The sequence below is a fragment of the Kluyvera intermedia genome, assembly GCF_021440345.1.
In the GTDB taxonomy this organism is placed as follows: Bacteria; Pseudomonadota; Gammaproteobacteria; order Enterobacterales; family Enterobacteriaceae; genus Kluyvera; species Kluyvera intermedia_A.
In genome coordinates, this window is sequence record NZ_JAKCNS010000076.1 from 86,190 (window position 1) to 103,721 (window position 17,532).

Sequence of the window (17,532 nt, forward strand, 5' to 3'; positions counted from 1 at the left end):
AACTGAGGAAGCAACATGGCAAGCCGCCTCACAACTGAAATCCTGATTAACCTTGCCGGCAACCTGACCGCCAAGGCCCGCCAGTATGGGGCGAACATGACCGAGTTCGCCCGCCGCAACGAGCGAGCGATGTCTGTTGTAAAAGCGACATCAGCAGCTGCAGGGCGTGGGCTTGATGCGTTGGGGAACCGTTATACCGGAATGATTGCCGGGTTTGCTGGCGGAGCCATGCTGCGAGAATTTGCCCAGACAGACCGTCGTATCACGCGAATGGGTCTTGCTGCAGAGAAAACCCGCGCAGAAATGGCGCTGATGTTCGGCGGTATGCAGGATGCGGCCATTAAGTTCAAAGTGGATGACAGTGAAGTGATTGGCGCTGTCGAGAAAATTGGTACCGTCACTGGCGATATCGACTTTGGCTTTAAAAATAAGAACAACCTTGCAGCATCAATTGCAGCATCTGGCGGTTCAGGGGAGTCTATCGGGGGGCTTTTTGCCCAGTTCCCTAAATACCAGTTGATGTCTGAAAAGCAAACGCTGGAAGCGATGGACACCTTAAACAAGCTGGGTAAAGAAGGCGCTTTTGAATTAAAGGATATTGCTGAAAAAGGTGTCCGGGCGCTCTCAATGTATTCAGCGGCCGGTGGTAAAGGTGTGGCTGGTATCAAAGATGTCGGTGTTGCGCTGGAATCGGCTATTGACGTGACGGGCGATCGAGATACCGCTGCTACTGCAGTTGAAAACCTGATTCGCGATCTTCAGGTTCCCAAAGTGGTAAAAACCCTCAAACACAATGGCATCAATGTGTTCGACAAAGAGGGGCAAATGCGGTCTTTGCCTGTTCTCTTGCAGGAAATATCCAAACGGTCAGGCAGTAAAGGGGCTGAACAGCAGAACGCACGCTTGCTGGGGGCGGGCTTTAATCAGGACAGTATTCTTTTAATCAGCAGCGTAACGTCCGGTAAAGGAGCTGAGAACTTAAAGCGCTATCAGTCAGTCGTTGCCGACGGTCAGGGTATTCTTGATGACGCCGCCTATGCGGCACAGGATTTTACCTCTGCTATCCAGAGTTTAAGCACCACGTGGGAAAAGTTTGCCAATAGCAATCTGGCTAAACCTGTGCAGGAGCTGGCTGACGCCCTGAACGCCGTGGACCAGGAGACCGTGCAGAACTGGCTTGAGATTGGCAAGAATATCACGATCGCCGTGGGTGGCATCATTGCTGCCCGCAAGGCATTTCAGTTGGGTAAAGGCGTGGTGGATATGTTCAGTACCGGTGCTGGGAAAGGTATCCCTAAAGGAGTTGCTGATGTTTTTGGCTCCGGCGTGATGCCTGTTTATGTAGTGAATATGGGTAAAGGTGGAATGGGCAATGACAACGGCCCAGAACTGCCTGATAGTCAGAATAAAAAGAATCCTTCATTACATCCCGGCCTTGTAACAACAGCGATTTCAACCGCTAGTGAACTTACTTCAATTATTCCATTCCCGGAGACTGACGAGCAGAAGAGCGATTTACTTCAGAAGGTTAAAGAAAATAACAACCGTCGTACCATGTGGAACGATATTAAAGATTGGTTCACTAGCACGGCAAATGCTCCGCAGATAGCGAACCCGCAGCCGTGGGCTAGTCTGCAGCCCCAGTCATCCTCTTATCCTGCCGTTCCTCCATCTCTGAAGGGAGAGATTCGCGTGATAGTCGAGGGCGATGCTCGTGTTAAAAGCGTCAAGATGGACCAGCCAGGTGTCACTCTGAGCGCCCAGTCTGGCGTATCTAATGTGGAGCAGAACTGATGGTTACTGGTAAATGGGAAACTCTGCATGAGGCATCATTCCGGAATGTACCTTTCTATTTAGCTGATAACGAAGGTACTAGCGGGCGTCGTGCGATTCCACGTGCATACCCTAAAAAGGAAGTCGGCTGGACGGAAGATAACGGTGCGGTCCTGACCCAGCAACAAATCAACGGCAAGCTGATTGGGAAGGACTATCAAAAGCAGTTAGAGGCGCTTTTAACCGCCCTTAATACTGCTGGCCCCGGCGAACTGGTGCACCCGTGGTTTGGTATTCAGAAGGTCCAGGTGGGCAAGGTTTCCCATAAGCTGAGTACTGAAGAAGGTGGTATTGCCTATATCAGCTTTGAGGTATTTGAGGCTGGTGAGCGCCTTTTCCCCGCCCCGAAAGAGGATACCAGCCAGACGGCATTAAGCGCTGCTGATTCCGTCACTGAGGCATTGGCCAATGGTGATTATTTTGCGGCGCTTGATGGCCTTGGCGAGATGACCGACACGCTGCTGGATGACCTGCAGGGGCTGGTGATGAATCTGCCCACGATCCCCTCAGCGCTGACTGACTGGGTTGACCGCGCAGGCCGCTTTAAAGACCTTGCCGGCATAATCATCGCGAAACCAGGTGAGCTTGTACGGCAGTTCTCCAGTCTGGCCAGCAGCGTTCGCGACATTGTCAGCGATCCGCCCTGGTCTCTTCGTGTCTATGACCAGCTCCGTAGCCAATGGGCTGGAGAACGCGCCGCGCAATCAGCGACAAAAAGCCTGCCCGCGAATATGCCAGTCACTGTCAGCTCGCCTGCAAATGGTGTGATGGGTATTGCCGGCAGCGTACCAACAACAACGATCACCCCATCGACAGCCATGCAGACCAACATCAGCGACTTTCGCCAGATGGTCATTATTACCTCTGTCGTTGCTCAGGCTGAAGCGGTGGCCACAATGGAGTTTTCGACCTCAGATGAAGCTATTCAGGCAGGTGATAAGCTCGCGCAGCAGCTGGCTGAGCAAGCTGTCACAGCTGTTGAAAATGGCCAGCGTGAGCTGTGGCGAACATTACGTGATTTGCGCTTTGCCGTGGTGAACGATGTTCGGGTTCGCGGCGCTCAGTTGCCCGATATCCGGACACTCAACACCACAGTAACAACGACGGCGGCGCTATTGGCATGGCGTGAAACGGGTGATACCGAAAATCGGGAAGCCATTGTCTCTCGAAACAGGTTGCGTGATCCGTCTTTTATTCTTCCATCCACCACGATTGAGGTTATTGAATAATGGATAAGCAGCAAACCCCGGAAACTGTGGTGTTAGCCGTCCAGGGGCAGCAGTGGGACGGCTGGACGGAAATGTCCATCACCCGGTCACTGGATGCTATTGCCGGCGAATTCGACCTGACGGTCACCACTCAGTGGTCTGAAGCTGCCCCTCGCACCATTAAAGAAGGTCTGGCCTGTACGGTGGATATTGGCAGCGATATCGTCCTGACGGGATACATCGATGACTTTATCCCTAGTTATGATGCTGAGAATGTTTCAATCAGGGTGATGGGCCGCGACAAGACTGGCGATCTGGTCGATAGCTCTGTCGTGCATAAATCGGGGCAATGGAAAGGTGTTCGTCTTGAGCAACTGGCTCGGGAGATTGCCCAGCCTTACGGCATCAGCGTCATCAGCGAGACCGATACCGGTGATTCATTTCCGAGCGTGGTACTTGAGCAGGGTGAGACGGGGTTTGAACTGCTCGACAGACTGGCGAAACAGCGCGGTGTGCTGCTTACGTCGAATGCCAGCGGAAACCTCGTTATTACCCGAGCATCAAAGCGTCGCGCCTCTGTTGCCTTAGTCCTGGGTGAAAACATTCTCGCGGCCCGTGGCCGCTTCAGCTGGCGAGAACGCGCCAGTCAGTACATCGTTAAAGGCAGTTCCAGTGCTGGCGGCAGCACATGGGATGACCAGCCAGCAAAAATCATTGGTGGTCGTCAGGTCAGTATTGATGACAATGAGATCAACCGCTACCGCCCGAAAATTCTGGTCAATGAAGATAGTCTGACAGTCGGCGGTGCCAGTACGCGAGGTGACTGGTACAAGGCCCGAATGATGGGGGAAGCGAACACAACCGAGATTACTGTTGCGGGCTGGCGTGAGAACGGTGATACAGGCCCGCTATGGCAACCGAATATCCTCACGGATATTCGCGACCCGGTTCAGAACCTCGATACCACATGGTTGATTAAGACGGTGACGTTCTCTGAAGGTGATGGTGGCCGTATTTCAGTACTGGCTTTGGTGCCACCTGAATCACTCGATCTGCCGGAAACAAAGGCCAAGGGGAAAGGTAAAAAAGGCAGTAAAGCAAAGGTAACCGCAACATGGGATTAAATCCGGCAAATTTTGGCCGCACGCTGAATCAGCTTGCCCGCCGTCTTCGTCTCATTGTTGACCGTGCTGTTGTCCGAATTGTGACTGATAGTCTGGGGCGTCAGAATTTGCAGGTTCAGTCACTGGCAGATGCGACAAATGACGATGTCGAACGTTTTCAGCAGTACGGATTTACCTCTGTCCCTCCTGCAGGCAGCGAGGCAATTATTCTTGCCGTTGGCGGGCGGCGTGAAAGTCTGGTCGCTATCGCGGTTGAAGATAAGCGCTGTCGCCCAAAAGGACTGGATGAAGGTGATGTATGTCTTTATCATCAGGACGGCCAGTCGATGATTATTCTGAAGGCTGGCGGAATCATCGACGTAAGAGGGAAACGGGTAAATTATACCGCCGACGAATTATTTGAGATTAATAGCGCTCAACTTAAATTCGTCGGTCCTTCTGAATTCACCGAGGATATTACTATTAATGGTAAATCCTTCTTCAAACATATTCATAAGGATGGCGACAATGCTGATACAACTGCGCCCTTATGACGATTGGACTGAACTGGCAAAACCTCTTATCTCGCGGTGATATCACCGTTCAGCATGACGGCCTGTCGCTTGACGACGGGCTTGTTACTTTAGTCCTTTTCTGCTTATTCACCGATGCTCGCGCTGACGCCGATGATGAATTACCTGATGGCTCTGACGACCCTCGCGGTTGGCCCGGTGACACGTTCAGCGAAACCCCGTGGGGGTCAAAACTCTGGCTTCTTGAACGTGAGAAGTTAATCGAGACTGTTCGACTCCGGGTCGAAGATTACGCCCGTTTAGCGATGCAACCGTTGTTGCGTTCGGGATATGCCCGGACCGCCAGTGTAACGGCCACCATTGCAGCATCTGACCGTATCAATTTTATTGTGATCTTAACCCGGCCTGATAAATCAGTGCTCAATATCCAATTAAGCCGACGCTGGGAGGCAACCTCCAATGCCATTTAACGTACCGGCATTACGCAAAATTATTGCCGACGGGAAAAAAGATATTGAGATTGAACTCAATATTCCCTCATTACCGCCTGTTGGGGTTGAGAATGCTATTAATATTTCGGTAAGCAGTCAGGTCCGGGATATTTATGACCATCAGGGCTGGATTGCGGACCAGATAATTCCTTCGCCGAAATCTGATGACCAAACGATTATTGATACGGCCACTTCTGAAGGTGTTATCCGGAAGCTGGCAACCTTTGCTGTAGGGCCGGTAACGTTCACCAGCGCTGCAGCCTTGCCTGTTGATACTGAAATGCAGACATCAAGCGGTTCTGTTTATAAGGTTCTCAGTTCATCTCAACCCGTTAACAGTGTTATTACCGTTCAAGTCCAGGCAGAAGATGAAGGGGTTGATGGCAATCTACCTGCTGGTGATGTGATGACGCTGTTATCTCCTGTCGCTGGAACCGACAGCAATGGTAGTGTCTCTGGTTCTGGCATCACAGGTGGTTCAGACATTGAACCTATCGAAGAACTGCTTGACCGTCTGCTATTTCGCAAGCGCAATCCACCAGTCGGTGGTGCTGTGCATGATTACGTTCTTTGGGCGCGAGAAATGGCTGGTGTTAGTCGTGCATGGTGTTTTGATGCCTGGCATGGCTCAGGAACGGTTGGTCTTTCCTGGGTCTATGATGGTCGCCCTGTTATTACCCCTACCTCAGCTGACCGTGAGGCTATGGAGATTTATCTTTTCCGTCACACAGATCCTGCCACTGGTAATTATGTTGGAAAACCCGGAGGGATTGAGGTCTGGCCCGTGGAATTGGCTCTGAAGCCAGTGCCTATGTCCATCAAGTTGACTCCAGATAATGACACCACCCGCGCTGCTGTTGAGGCCAATCTTATTGCGTTACAGAAAACACTTTCCCCCGGTCAAAAATTACAGGTTTCCTCCTTAAGAACTGCAATTGGAACGTCTGCCGGCGTCACCGATTACATGCTTACGGTTATTGCTGATGTCCCTGCCACAACAGAGGAACTCATTACGATAGGGGATATCACATGGCTCACAGCGTAGATGATTGGCTCCACGCTTTACAGCAGGTAATGCCGCGTGGCAAAGCATGGCCATGCGAAAAGGATGCTGATTTAACCCGGTTTTTACGGGCCTTAGCTCGCCGTTTAAATCGGGTTGAAGCGAATGGTGATGCGTTATTAAGAGAAATGCGCCCTGAAACCACCTTCCAGTTATTACCAGATTGGGAGGACTACCTTGAACTACCTGAGTGTGATCTGCCGACAGGAACGGTCGAGGAGCGCCGAGCAGCCATTGTGGAAAAGTATCACCGCAAAGGTGGGCTGGCCCCTTGGCAAATTGAAGATGTGGCTAAAGCGCTGGGTTTCACGATCACAGTTCATGCAATCCTTCCACATCACTGTATGCGTAGTTGCATGTATCCCTTATACCCAGCCCGTTATCGCTGGTTATTGCAGATTAACGTCCAGGGCATTCAGGGCGGAAGATTCACCTGTATCGATAACGTAATGACCCCATTACTGACAGACCGCGCCAGCAATCTGGAGTGCGTATTGTCAAAATATCGCCTGGCAGGCACAGGCTATGAATTCTTTTATTCCTGAGGAGTACAACAATGTATTTTGTTGATAACAACACAGGTGTGCCAGTTATGCCACCTGTGAAAGAAGTATTAAGCAGTACACCGTTATTTTTCACCGAAGGTGGCAATGGTGTTCCCCCAACATGGCCGGGGCCGGACTGGTTCAATATCATCCAGTCTGAGTTGATTAATTTCCTTGCGGCTTATGGTGTAAACCCAGAAAAATCAAATCTGAACCAGCTTCAGGCTGCGGTTGAAGAAGCCATCCGCCAGAAAGCTACTGAAAGTAGTGCTTTGCTTACAGCAATAGCTGCATTGGTCACGTCGGCCAACCAAATGCCGTACTTCACCGGTGAAGATGAAGTTGGCATGACGGCCCTGACAGCTTTCGCTCGCGAAATTCTGGCGCAAACTAATGCCGCTGGCGTTCTCACAAAGCTTGGTTTGGGAAACCTCAAATACGGAGCACCGATGATCGGTGAACTGGTCGAGTGGCCGCGATCGGAAATGCCGCAGGAAATCTGGCCGGATTGTGGAATGGAGTTTATTCCGTACATGGGGCAGTCATTCGATTCCGTCAAATATCCTATGCTGGCGCAACTGCACCCAACCAACAAACTGCCAGCTGACATGCGCGGCTATGTTCCCCGTGGGTGGGATAATGAGAGGGGTATCGACATTGCACGCGTTTTAATGTCTTCACAAGAAGATGCGATCCGCAACATCGTTGGGACATGGTCCCCCATTACCGGTGACTATCAAGATAATGGATTTAGTGGCGCAGTGAAGAGGAATACAGGCACTCAATACTCGCGGATAGTGAGTAACTTAGGCGCGCCAATGAACGGGTTAAAGTTTGACGCATCTTTGTATGTCCCCACCGCATCAGAGAACCGGGTTAGAAACGTCGCATGGAATATGATTGTGAGGGCTAAATAATGACTGATTTATTCGATAAAAATGGAAACGCGACAGAAACGCATATCGTAACTGTGAGCGGGTTTGACTCTGCAACCGGAGAGTTTATTAACACGTATGATGTTCGCATTCTGGCGGGGACGGGCATCCCCAGACCATCATCGCTAACCCAGGCCCCTGCTGCTGATGCAGGTCACGCCGTCTGCTGGGATGGTGCTAAATGGCAGCAGGTTATTGATCTGCGCGGTACAACAGCATATGAAACGGCTACCGGCGATGACGTGAGGATTAAGACGTTAGGCCCGTTAGCTGATGGGCTAACCGCCGTTGCGCCCGCTACGCCGTATGATGTCTGGGATGGGGCTAAATGGGTAACTGACTCCGCAGCTGCGCAGGAAGCCGCGAAGGCAGAAGCGGAATTCCAGCGGTCGTTACTGCTCAATACGGCTAATGCTGAAATCACCTGGCGTCAGGATGCCGTTGATGTTGGTGAGGCCACAGAAGAGGAAACAGCCGCACTTACTGCGTGGAAAAAATATCGGGTGCTGCTGATGCGTGTTGATACAGCAGCACCGGTATGGCCTACTCCCCCGAACCAGTAACTTCAGCTAAATGAGCTGCGATCTCATCGTCAGTCGCAGCTCTCGCTCCCTTAATCTGATCGCCGATATAAATAAAACCATCTGAATCAATCCAGTAGCTGTAAATGGTGTCCATGAATGTCTCCCGTTAATGGTAAAGGATATGGAATTCAAGCGCCCACTGAGAGAATGCTGATGGGCTATTAAGCCCGACAACGACGCCAGAGTTTTTTGGCATAATGAACATGCCAGCATTTCCTACGTTGAACTGGCAATATTCGTCCGTAAGCAACGCGCCAATAGAACCAGCGACCGCTTGCGTGTCCCCGCCAGACACGCGAGGCCCAAATCCGATGCAGTAATCACCAATCTCATAGCCGTTGTTGGCAGCTCTGCATCGATATTTGATATTCAGCACACACATGTCAGGGTTGATTGTAAGTCCGTGAGTGATTTTTATGGGGGTGTTGGTTGCCACTACGACTCCGGCAGAATTAGCCCAATGTTTCCATTTATAGCGCTCGTCGGCCTGGCTTGTTGTTGGCAGATCATCAGCACCTGTGCCGACATCTTTCCCAGCCGCTGAACCGAACGAATCTGGCAGATCTTCCAAACCAACCTTTAGTGGGCACCAGTGAATTTCTTCGTCAAATGAGAAAACCTGGTAACCTGGTTCAACTGACGAATTGTCAGATGAGCGGGAGACCACTTTATGATTATTGGGTATGCGCGAGTTTCAAGTAACCATCAGGACACCGAGCTTCAAATGCAGGCGCTCAGAGCTGCTGGCTGTAAGTTGATTTTTGAAGAAAAGGCCTCTGGCCGTAAGACGAATCGACCGATATTGAAAAAAGTGGTTGAGATGCTAGAGCCTGGTGATGAACTGGTCATTTGGAAACTGGATCGTATTGGACGCAATGTTCTTCATGCTCTATTGACGTTTCAGAGCCTCGCAGAACGAAATGTTAATATCCGTTCTATTACGGATGGCGTTGACCTGAGCACCGCCAGTGGGCGCTATAACTTCCGCAATATTCTTTCTGCGGCTCAATATGAGTCCGATCTCAATAGTGAACGAACGCTGGCTGGACTTGCCGTTGCTCGGTCTAGAGGGCGTGTGGGTGGCCGTAGGCCTAAGTTTACAGATGACGACTGGAACAGATGCGAGTCAGCTCTGAAGTCTGGTAAAACTCACAAGGAAGTGTCTGCACAATATGGAATAGGTATATCTACTCTTTACAAAAAATTCCCCAGTAGTATGTCTGTCTCTCCTGGTTTGTGACCAATTTCATGTGGCCGCTTTACCGGCGGCTACATGGCTAACGTCCATAATTGTTTCAATGTCACTTAAAGTTAGAACGTCTGCGGCGATCCAATTTTAGCTGTCAAAGTTTCGCAATTTATGCGCCGCGCTACAACCGAACAGTTCCCTCGCCCCTTTGGGGAGAGGGGTAGGGTGAGGGGAAAACCCGCACCAATACAACAGTCATTGTAGGTCCGATAGGCGCAGCGCCATCGGGCATCAAAGTACACAGGACAACAAGACTATGCAGAATATTACCGATTCCTGGTTCGTCCAGGGCATGATTAAAGCCACTTCTGACGCCTGGTTGAAAGGCTGGGACGAGCGTAACGGCGGCAACCTGACCCTGCGTCTGGACGAAGCCGACATCGCGCCATTTGCCGCCGATTTCCACGCCAAACCACGCTATATCGCCCTGAGCCAGCCGATGCCAATGCTGGCTAATACGCCGTTTATCGTGACCGGCTCCGGTAAATTCTTCCGTAACGTCCAGATCGACCCTGCCGCCAACCTCGGCGTAGTGAAAATCGATAGCGACGGTGCGGGCTACCATATTTTGTGGGGGCTGACTCACGAAGCGGTACCGACGTCCGAGCTGCCTGCACACTTCCTGTCACACTGTGAACGTATCAAGCTGACCGGCGGTAAAGACCGCGTGATCATGCACTGCCACGCCACCAATCTGATCGCCTTGACCTACGTGCTGGAAAACGACAGCGCGCTGATTACCCGCAAACTGTGGGAAGGCAGTACCGAGTGTCTGGTGGTCTTCCCGGACGGCGTGGGCATTCTGCCGTGGATGGTTCCAGGCACCGATGAAATCGGCCAGGCAACCGCAGTGTCCATGCAGCAGCACTCTCTGGTGCTGTGGCCGTTCCACGGCGTCTTTGGCAGCGGTCCAACGCTCGATGAAACTTTTGGCCTGATTGATACCGCCGAAAAATCTGCCGAAGTCCTGGTGAAGGTGTACTCAATGGGCGGCATGAAGCAGACCATCACTCAACAAGAACTGGTTGCCCTCGGCCAGCGCTTTGGCGTCACCCCGATGGCCAGCGCGTTAAACCTGTACAAGTAAAAACGTCGCATAGCCCCTGCGGGCAACGCTCCGCAGGGGAAAATTCTGTTACCTGCAAACCAGCTAACTCAAAACCGTGGAGCACAAGCCACCCCACAGGATGAGGGAGGGCAGGATTTCACCAATAGGTATCAAGGAGAAACACCATGAGTTTTATGTTAGCACTGCCAAAGATCAGCCTGCACGGCGCGGGCGCTATCGGCGATATGGTCAATCTGGTTGCCGGTAAGCAGTGGGGCAAGGCGCTGATCGTCACCGACGGCCAGCTCGTTAAGCTCGGTCTGCTGGATAGCCTGTTTACCGCCCTGAGCGCGCATAACATGCCATACCATCTGTTCGACGAGGTTTTCCCAAACCCAACGGAAGAGCTGGTGCAGAAAGGCTATGCGGCCTATCAGGCTGAATCTTGCGACTATATCATCGCCTTCGGCGGCGGCAGCCCAATTGATACCGCAAAAGCAGTTAAGATCCTTACCGCTAACCCGGGCCCATCCACCGCCTATTCAGGCGTAGGGAAAGTAGTCAACGCCGGGGTGCATCTGGTGGCTATCAACACCACCGCCGGTACCGCCGCAGAGATGACCAGCAACGCGGTAATCATCGATACTGCACGTCAGGTTAAAGAAGTCATTATCGACGCCAACATCATCCCGGATATCGCAGTAGATGATGCCAGCGTCATGCTGGATATCCCGGCCTCCGTGACCGCCGCTACCGGTATGGATGCATTAACCCACGCGGTGGAAGCGTACGTTTCCGTCGGGGCGCACCCACTAACCGACGCCAACGCGCTGGAAGCCATTCGCCTGATCACCCTGTGGCTGCCAAAAGCCGTGGATGACGGTCATAATCTGGAAGCGCGCGAGCAGATGGCGTTCGGTCAGTACCTGGCGGGAATGGCGTTTAACAGCGCCGGTCTGGGTTTAGTTCATGCGCTGGCGCATCAGCCGGGCGCAACCCATAACCTGCCGCACGGTGTCTGCAATGCTATTCTGCTGCCGGTTATTGAAAACTTTAACCGCCCTAACGCCGTCGCGCGTTTTGCCCGCATCGCGCAGGCTATGGGCGTCGATACCCGCAATATGAGTGATGAAACGGCCAGCATGGAAGCCATCAACGCTATCCGTCAGCTAAGCACTCGCGTGGGTATTCCGGAAGGCTTCAGCAAACTGGGTGTCACTAAAGCAGATATCGAAGGCTGGCTGGATAAAGCGCTGGCTGACCCGTGTGCGCCATGTAACCCACGCACCGCCAGTCGCGATGAAGTTCGCGAGCTATACCTGGAGGCATTATGATCCGCAAAGCCTTTGTGATGCAGGTTAACGCCAACGCACATGAAGAATATCAGCGGCGCCATAGCCCAATCTGGCCTGAACTCGAGTCTGTGCTGAAAGCGCACGGCGCGCACCACTACGCGATTTATCTTGATGAAGCGCGTAACTTGCTGTTTGCCACCGTTGAGATTGAGTCCGAAGAGCGCTGGAACGCGGTCGCCAATACCGAAGTATGTCAGCGTTGGTGGAAATACATGACCGACGTGATGCCCGCTAATCCGGACAACAGTCCTGTGAGCGCAGAGCTGAAAGAAGTGTTTTACCTGGCTTAACATCAAGCCTTCCCGTCCGGGAAGGCTTTTTTCACTTCGCTCATTTTTCGATCTTTCTCCCACTTTTAAAAAAACCTATCGCAACCCCACTTCCTGCCATTGAAACCCGATTGCGTTGTGTTAACTTCCCTTCAAACTGGCATACGCCAGTTAAAATAACGGAGTGGGGTTAACATGAAAAAACTAAAAGTTGTCACCGTTGGCGGGGGTTCAGGCTATACCCCAGAACTGATTGATGGATTCATTCGTCGTCATGACGAGTTGCCCGTCAGCGAATACTGGCTAGTCGATATCGAAGCAGGTGAAGAAAAGCTGGCAGTTGTCGGAGCGCTGGCGCAACGAATGGTTAAAAAGGCGGGTATCGATATGACCGTCCATCTGACGACCAACCTGCAGGAGGCGCTCGCCGGCGCAGATTTTGTCACCACGCAGATTCGCGTTGGGCAGCTTGCCGCACGCATTCAGGATGAGAAAATCCCGTTACGGTATGGCGTGTTAGGCCAGGAAACCACTGGGCCCGGCGGTTTTATGAAGGCCCAAAGAACCATCCCCGTGCTGCTGGATTTATGCCGAAACATGGAAACGCTTTGCCCGAACGCCTGGCTCATTAACTTCACCAATCCGGCCGGCATCGTTACCGAAGCTATCGCAAAATACAGCCCGATTAAATCGTTAGGTATCTGTAGCGGCGCTAACAGTATGATGCGCGATGTTGCTGCCGCATACGGTGTTGAGCGAGAAGATGTTTACGCACGAATTATCGGGCTAAATCATTTAATTTTCGCCGACCGGATTGCGGTTACAGGGCAGGATTTCACCGCCGATTTTATTGAAAAACTTGCTCAAGGTGTCGGTTCTAATACGTTGAAAAATATCCCCGACCTCGGCTTGCCCGCCGAGTTTATCCGCTCGCTGAAACTGTATCCCCTCTCCTATCTGAAGTACTTCTACATGAATCGGGAAATGGTGGAACATGAAATAAATGAACTTCAGCATGGCGGGACGCGCGGCGAGCAGTCTCTGGTCATTGAAAAGTCGCTCTTTGAACTGTATCGCGACCCGAATCTCTGTGAAAAACCGGCGGCACTTTCCGCGCGCGGCGGCGCACTCTACTCCGATACCGCATGTTCGATCATTAGCGCAATTTACAACAACAAACGAGAAATACATGTCGTCAACGTGCCAAACCAGGGGACAACACCAGATCTCCCCGATGATGCCGTGATAGAAACCAATGCGATGATTGACAGCCTTGGTGCTCATCCACTGGCATATGGCCGGCTGCCCACATCCGTCAGAGGGTTAATCCAAAGCGTAAAAGCCTTCGAAGAATTAACGGTCGAAGCCGCAATAACGGGAAATAAACAAACTGCGCTACTGGCACTTTCGGCCCATCCATTAGTGCCATCAGTGGATATTGCCGAAAAAATACTTGCCGACTATTTGGCCGCCAACCGCGACTATTTACCGCAATATCAGTAAACGGAATACCTTACTAAGGATAGTCCCATGATCAAGTTCTTAGAGAGTCGTGTGGTACCTGTTTTAGTGAAAATTGGAGAAAATACGGTACTGGTCGCCGTGCGTAATGGAATTACCTACACATTACCTTTTATTATCGCGGGCAGTATTTTTTTGATTGTCGCTAATCTGCCCATTCCCGGATGGCGTGAGCTATTAGGCAGCTTCAGCGATACACTTAGCGTACCGGTCAGTGTGACCTTTGGCGCAATTGGCCTGATCGCGGCCATTGGTATCAGCTACAACCTGGCCAAACAGCTCTCGCTGGATGGGATGAGCTGCAGCTGTATCACCGTTGCCGTTTTTTTAATGGCACAACTGGACAGTCACTGGAAAATCAACGTCGATAATTTTGGCGCATCCGGGCTGTTCTCAGCCATTATTCTCTCCATTCTCACCGTGTATATCGTCCGCTTTTTTATTACCCACCATATCTATATCAAATTGCCTGACAGCGTTCCTCCTGCGGTGCTGCAGTCATTTATTAGCCTCATTCCCGCTGTCGTATGCCTGGTACTGGTGTGGTTTATCCGGGTGATTCTGAATTTTGACATCAATGCTTTTTTTACCCTCATCCTCAGTCCGTTAGTGATGGGGCTTGATACCCTCCCGGGGATGCTGCTACTGGTCTTTTTAATCTCGCTGTTATGGTGCTGCGGTATTCATGGCACCAATGTTCTTTCCGAGATAACCAGCCCTATTTTTTTAAAATTCATCGCCGAAAATACAGAAGCGTTCCTTGCGCATCAGCCGGTTCCGCATATCACAGCAGAAGGTTTCTATAACTTTTTTATCTGCTCGGGCGGCTCAGGGGCCACCATGGGACTGGTTCTGGCCATGATTGTCTCAAAAAGCCGGTATTATAAATCGCTGGGAAGGATGTCTATCGGGCCCGCCATATTCTGTATCAATGAGCCCGTCATTTTCGGTGTTCCCATGGTATTCAACCCACTAATGATGCTGCCCTTGATCATCACACCGATGGTGCTGTGTACCTGCTCGTATCTGCTGATGGATTTTAATATTATTGCGCGGCCCGTCTTTCAGATCCCCTGGACGATGCCGCCGATTTTGAATGCCTACTTCGCCACGGCCGGTAACATTCCCGCAGCCATATGGTCGGGCTGCATGGTTATCATCTCAACGGTTATCTATTTCCCCTTCTTCAAAATGATGGAAAAAAACCAGTTGGCGACAGAGGCAATAGAAGACGCCCGATTGAAAGAGGTTAACGCATAATGACCATGGTCATTTAGAGAGCCATGATACACTGGACGCTACTTCACCCTTGGCCGTGAAATCAATCGTGAAGTAGTTCCCCGCTCTCTGGATGCCCACGGAAGAAACGAAAATGACAGCTCGATATATCGAGATAAAAAACAGCATAAAAGACGCTATTCTGGAAAAAAAATACGCCATTGGGGATAAAATCCCGTCTGAGCGCGAGCTGGCGGCCCAGTACAATGTCACGCGAGTGACATTACAGAAAGCGATGCATATCCTTGAGCAGGAAGGTTTTATTGAGCGAGTTCACGGTAAAGGGATGTTTGTTTCCCGCGTCCTGCAGGACAATGTCTTTATGCTCAATAACGGTAGCAGCAGCTCTATTCTGGGTTTCTCACGTGAATTTCAGCAGCAGGCAAAAGTCACTAGCCAGCTCATCGTAGCGCAAATAATCCCCGCTCCCGCTTTCGTTGCCCAGCATCTTGGCCTTACCGGCAAACAGCCCGTTCATTATATCCGTCGCGTGCGCATGATTGATGGCGAGCCAGCACTGGTTGAAGACTCATGGATAGATTGCGCCATTATCGATGTTATTGAGAATTCGGTACTGGAAAAGGGATCGCTGTACGAATATATCGAAATCAAAACGGGTAAGAAAATAAAATTCTATAACTCAGTGATTGAGGCTGACATTTTTGATGACACATTGGCTTCATTGCTGAATATTCCGGCCGGAAAGCCAATGTTAAAAGTGACTGGGGTAACAAAACTTGAAGACGGCACGCCGTTCAACTACTCCTGTAGCTACAACCGCGCAGATAAATTCAAGGTTAAAAATAGCTGGGTAGGAAAATAGAAAACGCCCATCGCGGGCGTTTTCCTCACCACAATAATTAGAAGAAGTATTTGAAGCGAACGCGTGCACCGTAGCGATCGTCAGATCCGGTACCATTATGATTATCGCCATCGCTGTCCAGGATGGAGTAATACGCGCCGAGATAGATATTAAAGTTCTGCATATTCATAACATTCGCGAACTGATACGACGTGTGGAAAGTATGAATATCATACGTTCCTTCATCATTAATCCAGCAGTTGTTGTCGCACACAACGCCCGCATAGTCATCAATCTTGTTATGGGCGTAGATATAACCCAACTCGAAGCGTTTCCACAGTACGTTAGCTCCTGCGGTGAAGTCTTGTTCATTGTCCGCATCGAGATAGGCAGTATTGGCGTTAATGACGACACCATTATCCGGATCGTTCTTCAACCCGTTCCATGTCATGGTCAAGCCATAGCCCGTACGGTCGGACTGATCGATAAACTGTCCCTGGTTATTGGTATATCCGTAAGCGTTATTGATAACGTTGCTTTCCATACCGGCCGAAACGGTGAATTCATCCGTTGGCGACCACGCCACAACGGGGCGCAGGTAGATAACGTTTTTCTGCTGGTCAATATCGCGACCGTGATATTGATCATCCTGATACAGCGAAGTACCGTCTTCCATCAGAGTGTTTAGTTCAAAGTACCAGTTATCAAGCTGTTTACTCATCAGGAAGTTGCCGCCAGAATCCGAACGACCGCGACCTTCTTTCATCATATAAATATAGCCGCTGCCATCATCATAGAGATCGTTCGCGGTATTTCCTGAATGTTCAACAAAGGTATCCTGGTTTAGCGGGAACATATCATAGGCTTCGAAACGGCCAACTTTAATTTTCCAGTCACTCTCTTTACCAAAGAAGAAGACCGAGTCATCGATATTGACCGAACCGGACAAATCGCCCAGCGGCTGCGCCGAGAATCCGGCATAATAGCCGTTATCTAATTTACGCACCCCGTCAAAACCGAGAAGAATACGACCATTTATGTCCCATTTTTCATTAGTCGAATCGCTATTAGAGTCCGGATTCATCATCGCAAGTACACCCTTATTACTTGCCGCATCCATGTTGAATTCCACGTCACCGTAGATTTTCAGATCGCCATAGCCTGAGAGCACCAGATTCGGTGTAGTGGCATTTTTCTTGGTTTCTTCCGCTGACGTCTGGGCATTCACCGGCGTATTACCTTGTGCGGCCTTAATTTCTTTAATTTCATTGGCCTGCTGTACCTGCAGATCCTGTACTTTCTGCTCGGCCTGATCGGCACGGCCTTCTGCTGCTTCCAGACGGGATTCTAACTGCTCCAGTCGCTGTTCCAACGTCATTTTCGTTGTTTTAGCGAAACCGGTATTGGCCACTAATAATAATCCAATAGCGATAGCTAAGGTCGATTTATTCATTATTCACTTTCCTTGAAATAAAGAATACCCCAGAAATCTCAAGAGAGATCTCGTGTGCATTGATATAATAGCGATGAATGTTTTTATTAATTAGCCATAAAACAAAATGTTAAGTTGCAAACAAACACAGTTTCAATCGGCATAGGCACATTAGCTAATAAAGTTTAGCGCGTAAACAACGGCAGTTTAAAGATCGTGAGCGAGATAACATTGAAAGTGAAGAAAAGAAGAATGTCGACGTTAAATATTAATAAAGAATATT

Annotated in this window: 19 protein-coding genes; 16 read left to right on the forward strand and 3 right to left on the reverse strand. The window is 50.5% G+C overall.

The genetic code is table 11. From position 1 onward, the window contains the following. Nucleotides 1-15: 15 nt before the first annotated feature. Genes LZ634_RS18845 through LZ634_RS18885 form a run of 9 tightly spaced genes read left to right on the forward strand, consistent with a single transcriptional unit; the run spans nucleotide 16 to nucleotide 8,274 of the window. Complete coding sequence (locus LZ634_RS18845; RefSeq protein ID WP_234507960.1) at nucleotides 16-1,794, forward strand: phage tail tape measure protein; 1,779 nt, start codon at nucleotides 16-18, stop codon at nucleotides 1,792-1,794. Continuing rightward, on the forward strand, nucleotides 1,794-3,062 hold the full coding sequence (locus LZ634_RS18850) for a DNA circularization protein (protein WP_234507962.1): 1,269 nt from the start codon (nucleotides 1,794-1,796) through the stop codon (nucleotides 3,060-3,062). The genes LZ634_RS18845 and LZ634_RS18850 overlap by 1 nt, the downstream gene beginning before the upstream one ends. Further along, nucleotides 3,062-4,165: a phage baseplate assembly protein gene (locus LZ634_RS18855; protein ID WP_234507964.1), complete on the forward strand. Its 1,104-nt coding sequence runs from the start codon at nucleotides 3,062-3,064 to the stop codon at nucleotides 4,163-4,165. The genes LZ634_RS18850 and LZ634_RS18855 overlap by 1 nt, the downstream gene beginning before the upstream one ends. Then, nucleotides 4,156-4,698, forward strand: a complete 543-nt coding sequence (locus LZ634_RS18860) for a phage baseplate assembly protein V (RefSeq protein WP_234507966.1) — start codon at nucleotides 4,156-4,158, stop codon at nucleotides 4,696-4,698. Before LZ634_RS18855 ends, LZ634_RS18860 begins: the two co-directional genes overlap by 10 nt. Beyond that, nucleotides 4,695-5,147 carry a phage GP46 family protein gene (locus tag LZ634_RS18865; RefSeq protein WP_234507968.1) on the forward strand — a complete coding sequence of 151 codons (453 nt, stop codon included), beginning with the start codon at nucleotides 4,695-4,697 and terminating at the stop codon, nucleotides 5,145-5,147. The genes LZ634_RS18860 and LZ634_RS18865 overlap by 4 nt, the downstream gene beginning before the upstream one ends. Next, a complete protein-coding gene (locus LZ634_RS18870; protein WP_234507970.1) occupies nucleotides 5,137-6,213 on the forward strand; it encodes a baseplate J/gp47 family protein in 1,077 nt (358 codons plus the stop codon). The genes LZ634_RS18865 and LZ634_RS18870 overlap by 11 nt, the downstream gene beginning before the upstream one ends. After that, nucleotides 6,198-6,776: a YmfQ family protein gene (locus tag LZ634_RS18875; protein WP_234507972.1), complete on the forward strand. Its 579-nt coding sequence runs from the start codon at nucleotides 6,198-6,200 to the stop codon at nucleotides 6,774-6,776. The genes LZ634_RS18870 and LZ634_RS18875 overlap by 16 nt, the downstream gene beginning before the upstream one ends. Before the next feature lie 11 nt (nucleotides 6,777-6,787). Further along, complete coding sequence (locus tag LZ634_RS18880) at nucleotides 6,788-7,693, forward strand: hypothetical protein (RefSeq protein ID WP_234507975.1); 906 nt, start codon at nucleotides 6,788-6,790, stop codon at nucleotides 7,691-7,693. Next, the gene (locus tag LZ634_RS18885; RefSeq protein WP_234507977.1) at nucleotides 7,693-8,274 is read left to right on the forward strand and encodes a tail fiber assembly protein; all 582 of its coding nucleotides are present in this window, start codon (nucleotides 7,693-7,695) and stop codon (nucleotides 8,272-8,274) included. The genes LZ634_RS18880 and LZ634_RS18885 overlap by 1 nt, the downstream gene beginning before the upstream one ends. On the opposite strand, the gene LZ634_RS22650 is transcribed toward LZ634_RS18885, so the two are convergent. Together LZ634_RS22650 and LZ634_RS18890 are read right to left on the reverse strand one after the other, a co-directional pair. Beyond that, nucleotides 8,255-8,389: a hypothetical protein gene (locus LZ634_RS22650; protein ID WP_265179006.1), complete on the reverse strand. Its 135-nt coding sequence runs from the start codon at nucleotides 8,387-8,389 to the stop codon at nucleotides 8,255-8,257. The genes LZ634_RS18885 and LZ634_RS22650 overlap by 20 nt on opposite strands. Before the next feature lie 12 nt (nucleotides 8,390-8,401). Then, nucleotides 8,402-8,866 (reverse strand): hypothetical protein, encoded by a 465-nt coding sequence (locus tag LZ634_RS18890; protein WP_234507979.1) that lies wholly within the window; start codon nucleotides 8,864-8,866, stop codon nucleotides 8,402-8,404. 99 nt (nucleotides 8,867-8,965) lie between these two features. Between LZ634_RS18890 and LZ634_RS18895 the strand changes: the two genes are divergently transcribed. The 7 genes from LZ634_RS18895 to LZ634_RS18925 all read left to right on the forward strand — a co-directional run bounded on the left by LZ634_RS18895 (nucleotide 8,966) and on the right by LZ634_RS18925 (nucleotide 15,838). Beyond that, nucleotides 8,966-9,535, forward strand: a complete 570-nt coding sequence (locus LZ634_RS18895; protein WP_234507981.1) for a recombinase family protein — start codon at nucleotides 8,966-8,968, stop codon at nucleotides 9,533-9,535. A gap of 265 nt (nucleotides 9,536-9,800) precedes the next feature. Next, nucleotides 9,801-10,631 carry a rhamnulose-1-phosphate aldolase gene (rhaD, locus tag LZ634_RS18900; RefSeq protein WP_234507983.1) on the forward strand — a complete coding sequence of 277 codons (831 nt, stop codon included), beginning with the start codon at nucleotides 9,801-9,803 and terminating at the stop codon, nucleotides 10,629-10,631. Nucleotides 10,632-10,777: 146 nt separating this feature from the next. After that, nucleotides 10,778-11,926, forward strand: coding sequence for a lactaldehyde reductase (fucO, locus tag LZ634_RS18905; protein ID WP_234507985.1), 1,149 nt, complete (start codon nucleotides 10,778-10,780; stop codon nucleotides 11,924-11,926). Beyond that, nucleotides 11,923-12,237 (forward strand): L-rhamnose mutarotase, encoded by a 315-nt coding sequence (rhaM, locus tag LZ634_RS18910; protein WP_234507987.1) that lies wholly within the window; start codon nucleotides 11,923-11,925, stop codon nucleotides 12,235-12,237. The genes fucO and rhaM overlap by 4 nt, the downstream gene beginning before the upstream one ends. A gap of 174 nt (nucleotides 12,238-12,411) precedes the next feature. Next, a complete protein-coding gene (locus LZ634_RS18915) occupies nucleotides 12,412-13,719 on the forward strand; it encodes a 6-phospho-beta-glucosidase (protein ID WP_234507988.1) in 1,308 nt (435 codons plus the stop codon). Between the two features lie 27 nt (nucleotides 13,720-13,746). Beyond that, nucleotides 13,747-14,997, forward strand: coding sequence for a PTS sugar transporter subunit IIC (locus LZ634_RS18920; RefSeq protein WP_234507989.1), 1,251 nt, complete (start codon nucleotides 13,747-13,749; stop codon nucleotides 14,995-14,997). 112 nt (nucleotides 14,998-15,109) lie between these two features. After that, nucleotides 15,110-15,838, forward strand: coding sequence for a GntR family transcriptional regulator (locus LZ634_RS18925; RefSeq protein ID WP_234507991.1), 729 nt, complete (start codon nucleotides 15,110-15,112; stop codon nucleotides 15,836-15,838). Nucleotides 15,839-15,875: 37 nt separating this feature from the next. On the opposite strand, the gene LZ634_RS18930 is transcribed toward LZ634_RS18925, so the two are convergent. Next, nucleotides 15,876-17,270, reverse strand: a complete 1,395-nt coding sequence (locus LZ634_RS18930; protein WP_234507993.1) for a carbohydrate porin — start codon at nucleotides 17,268-17,270, stop codon at nucleotides 15,876-15,878. Between the last annotated feature and the right edge of the window lie 262 nt (nucleotides 17,271-17,532).

Coding starts and splice junctions, on each gene's coding strand:
- LZ634_RS18845 (WP_234507960.1), top strand. CDS start 16: ATGGCAAGCCGCCTCACAACTGAAATCCTGATTAACCTTGCCGGCAAC.
- LZ634_RS18850 (WP_234507962.1), top strand. CDS start 1,794: ATGGTTACTGGTAAATGGGAAACTCTGCATGAGGCATCATTCCGGAAT.
- LZ634_RS18855 (WP_234507964.1), top strand. CDS start 3,062: ATGGATAAGCAGCAAACCCCGGAAACTGTGGTGTTAGCCGTCCAGGGG.
- LZ634_RS18860 (WP_234507966.1), top strand. CDS start 4,156: ATGGGATTAAATCCGGCAAATTTTGGCCGCACGCTGAATCAGCTTGCC.
- LZ634_RS18865 (WP_234507968.1), top strand. CDS start 4,695: ATGACGATTGGACTGAACTGGCAAAACCTCTTATCTCGCGGTGATATC.
- LZ634_RS18870 (WP_234507970.1), top strand. CDS start 5,137: ATGCCATTTAACGTACCGGCATTACGCAAAATTATTGCCGACGGGAAA.
- LZ634_RS18875 (WP_234507972.1), top strand. CDS start 6,198: ATGGCTCACAGCGTAGATGATTGGCTCCACGCTTTACAGCAGGTAATG.
- LZ634_RS18880 (WP_234507975.1), top strand. CDS start 6,788: ATGTATTTTGTTGATAACAACACAGGTGTGCCAGTTATGCCACCTGTG.
- LZ634_RS18885 (WP_234507977.1), top strand. CDS start 7,693: ATGACTGATTTATTCGATAAAAATGGAAACGCGACAGAAACGCATATC.
- LZ634_RS22650 (WP_265179006.1), bottom strand. CDS start 8,389: ATGGACACCATTTACAGCTACTGGATTGATTCAGATGGTTTTATTTAT.
- LZ634_RS18895 (WP_234507981.1), top strand. CDS start 8,966: ATGATTATTGGGTATGCGCGAGTTTCAAGTAACCATCAGGACACCGAG.
- rhaD (WP_234507983.1), top strand. CDS start 9,801: ATGCAGAATATTACCGATTCCTGGTTCGTCCAGGGCATGATTAAAGCC.
- fucO (WP_234507985.1), top strand. CDS start 10,778: ATGAGTTTTATGTTAGCACTGCCAAAGATCAGCCTGCACGGCGCGGGC.
- rhaM (WP_234507987.1), top strand. CDS start 11,923: ATGATCCGCAAAGCCTTTGTGATGCAGGTTAACGCCAACGCACATGAA.
- LZ634_RS18915 (WP_234507988.1), top strand. CDS start 12,412: ATGAAAAAACTAAAAGTTGTCACCGTTGGCGGGGGTTCAGGCTATACC.
- LZ634_RS18920 (WP_234507989.1), top strand. CDS start 13,747: ATGATCAAGTTCTTAGAGAGTCGTGTGGTACCTGTTTTAGTGAAAATT.
- LZ634_RS18925 (WP_234507991.1), top strand. CDS start 15,110: ATGACAGCTCGATATATCGAGATAAAAAACAGCATAAAAGACGCTATT.
- LZ634_RS18930 (WP_234507993.1), bottom strand. CDS start 17,270: ATGAATAAATCGACCTTAGCTATCGCTATTGGATTATTATTAGTGGCC.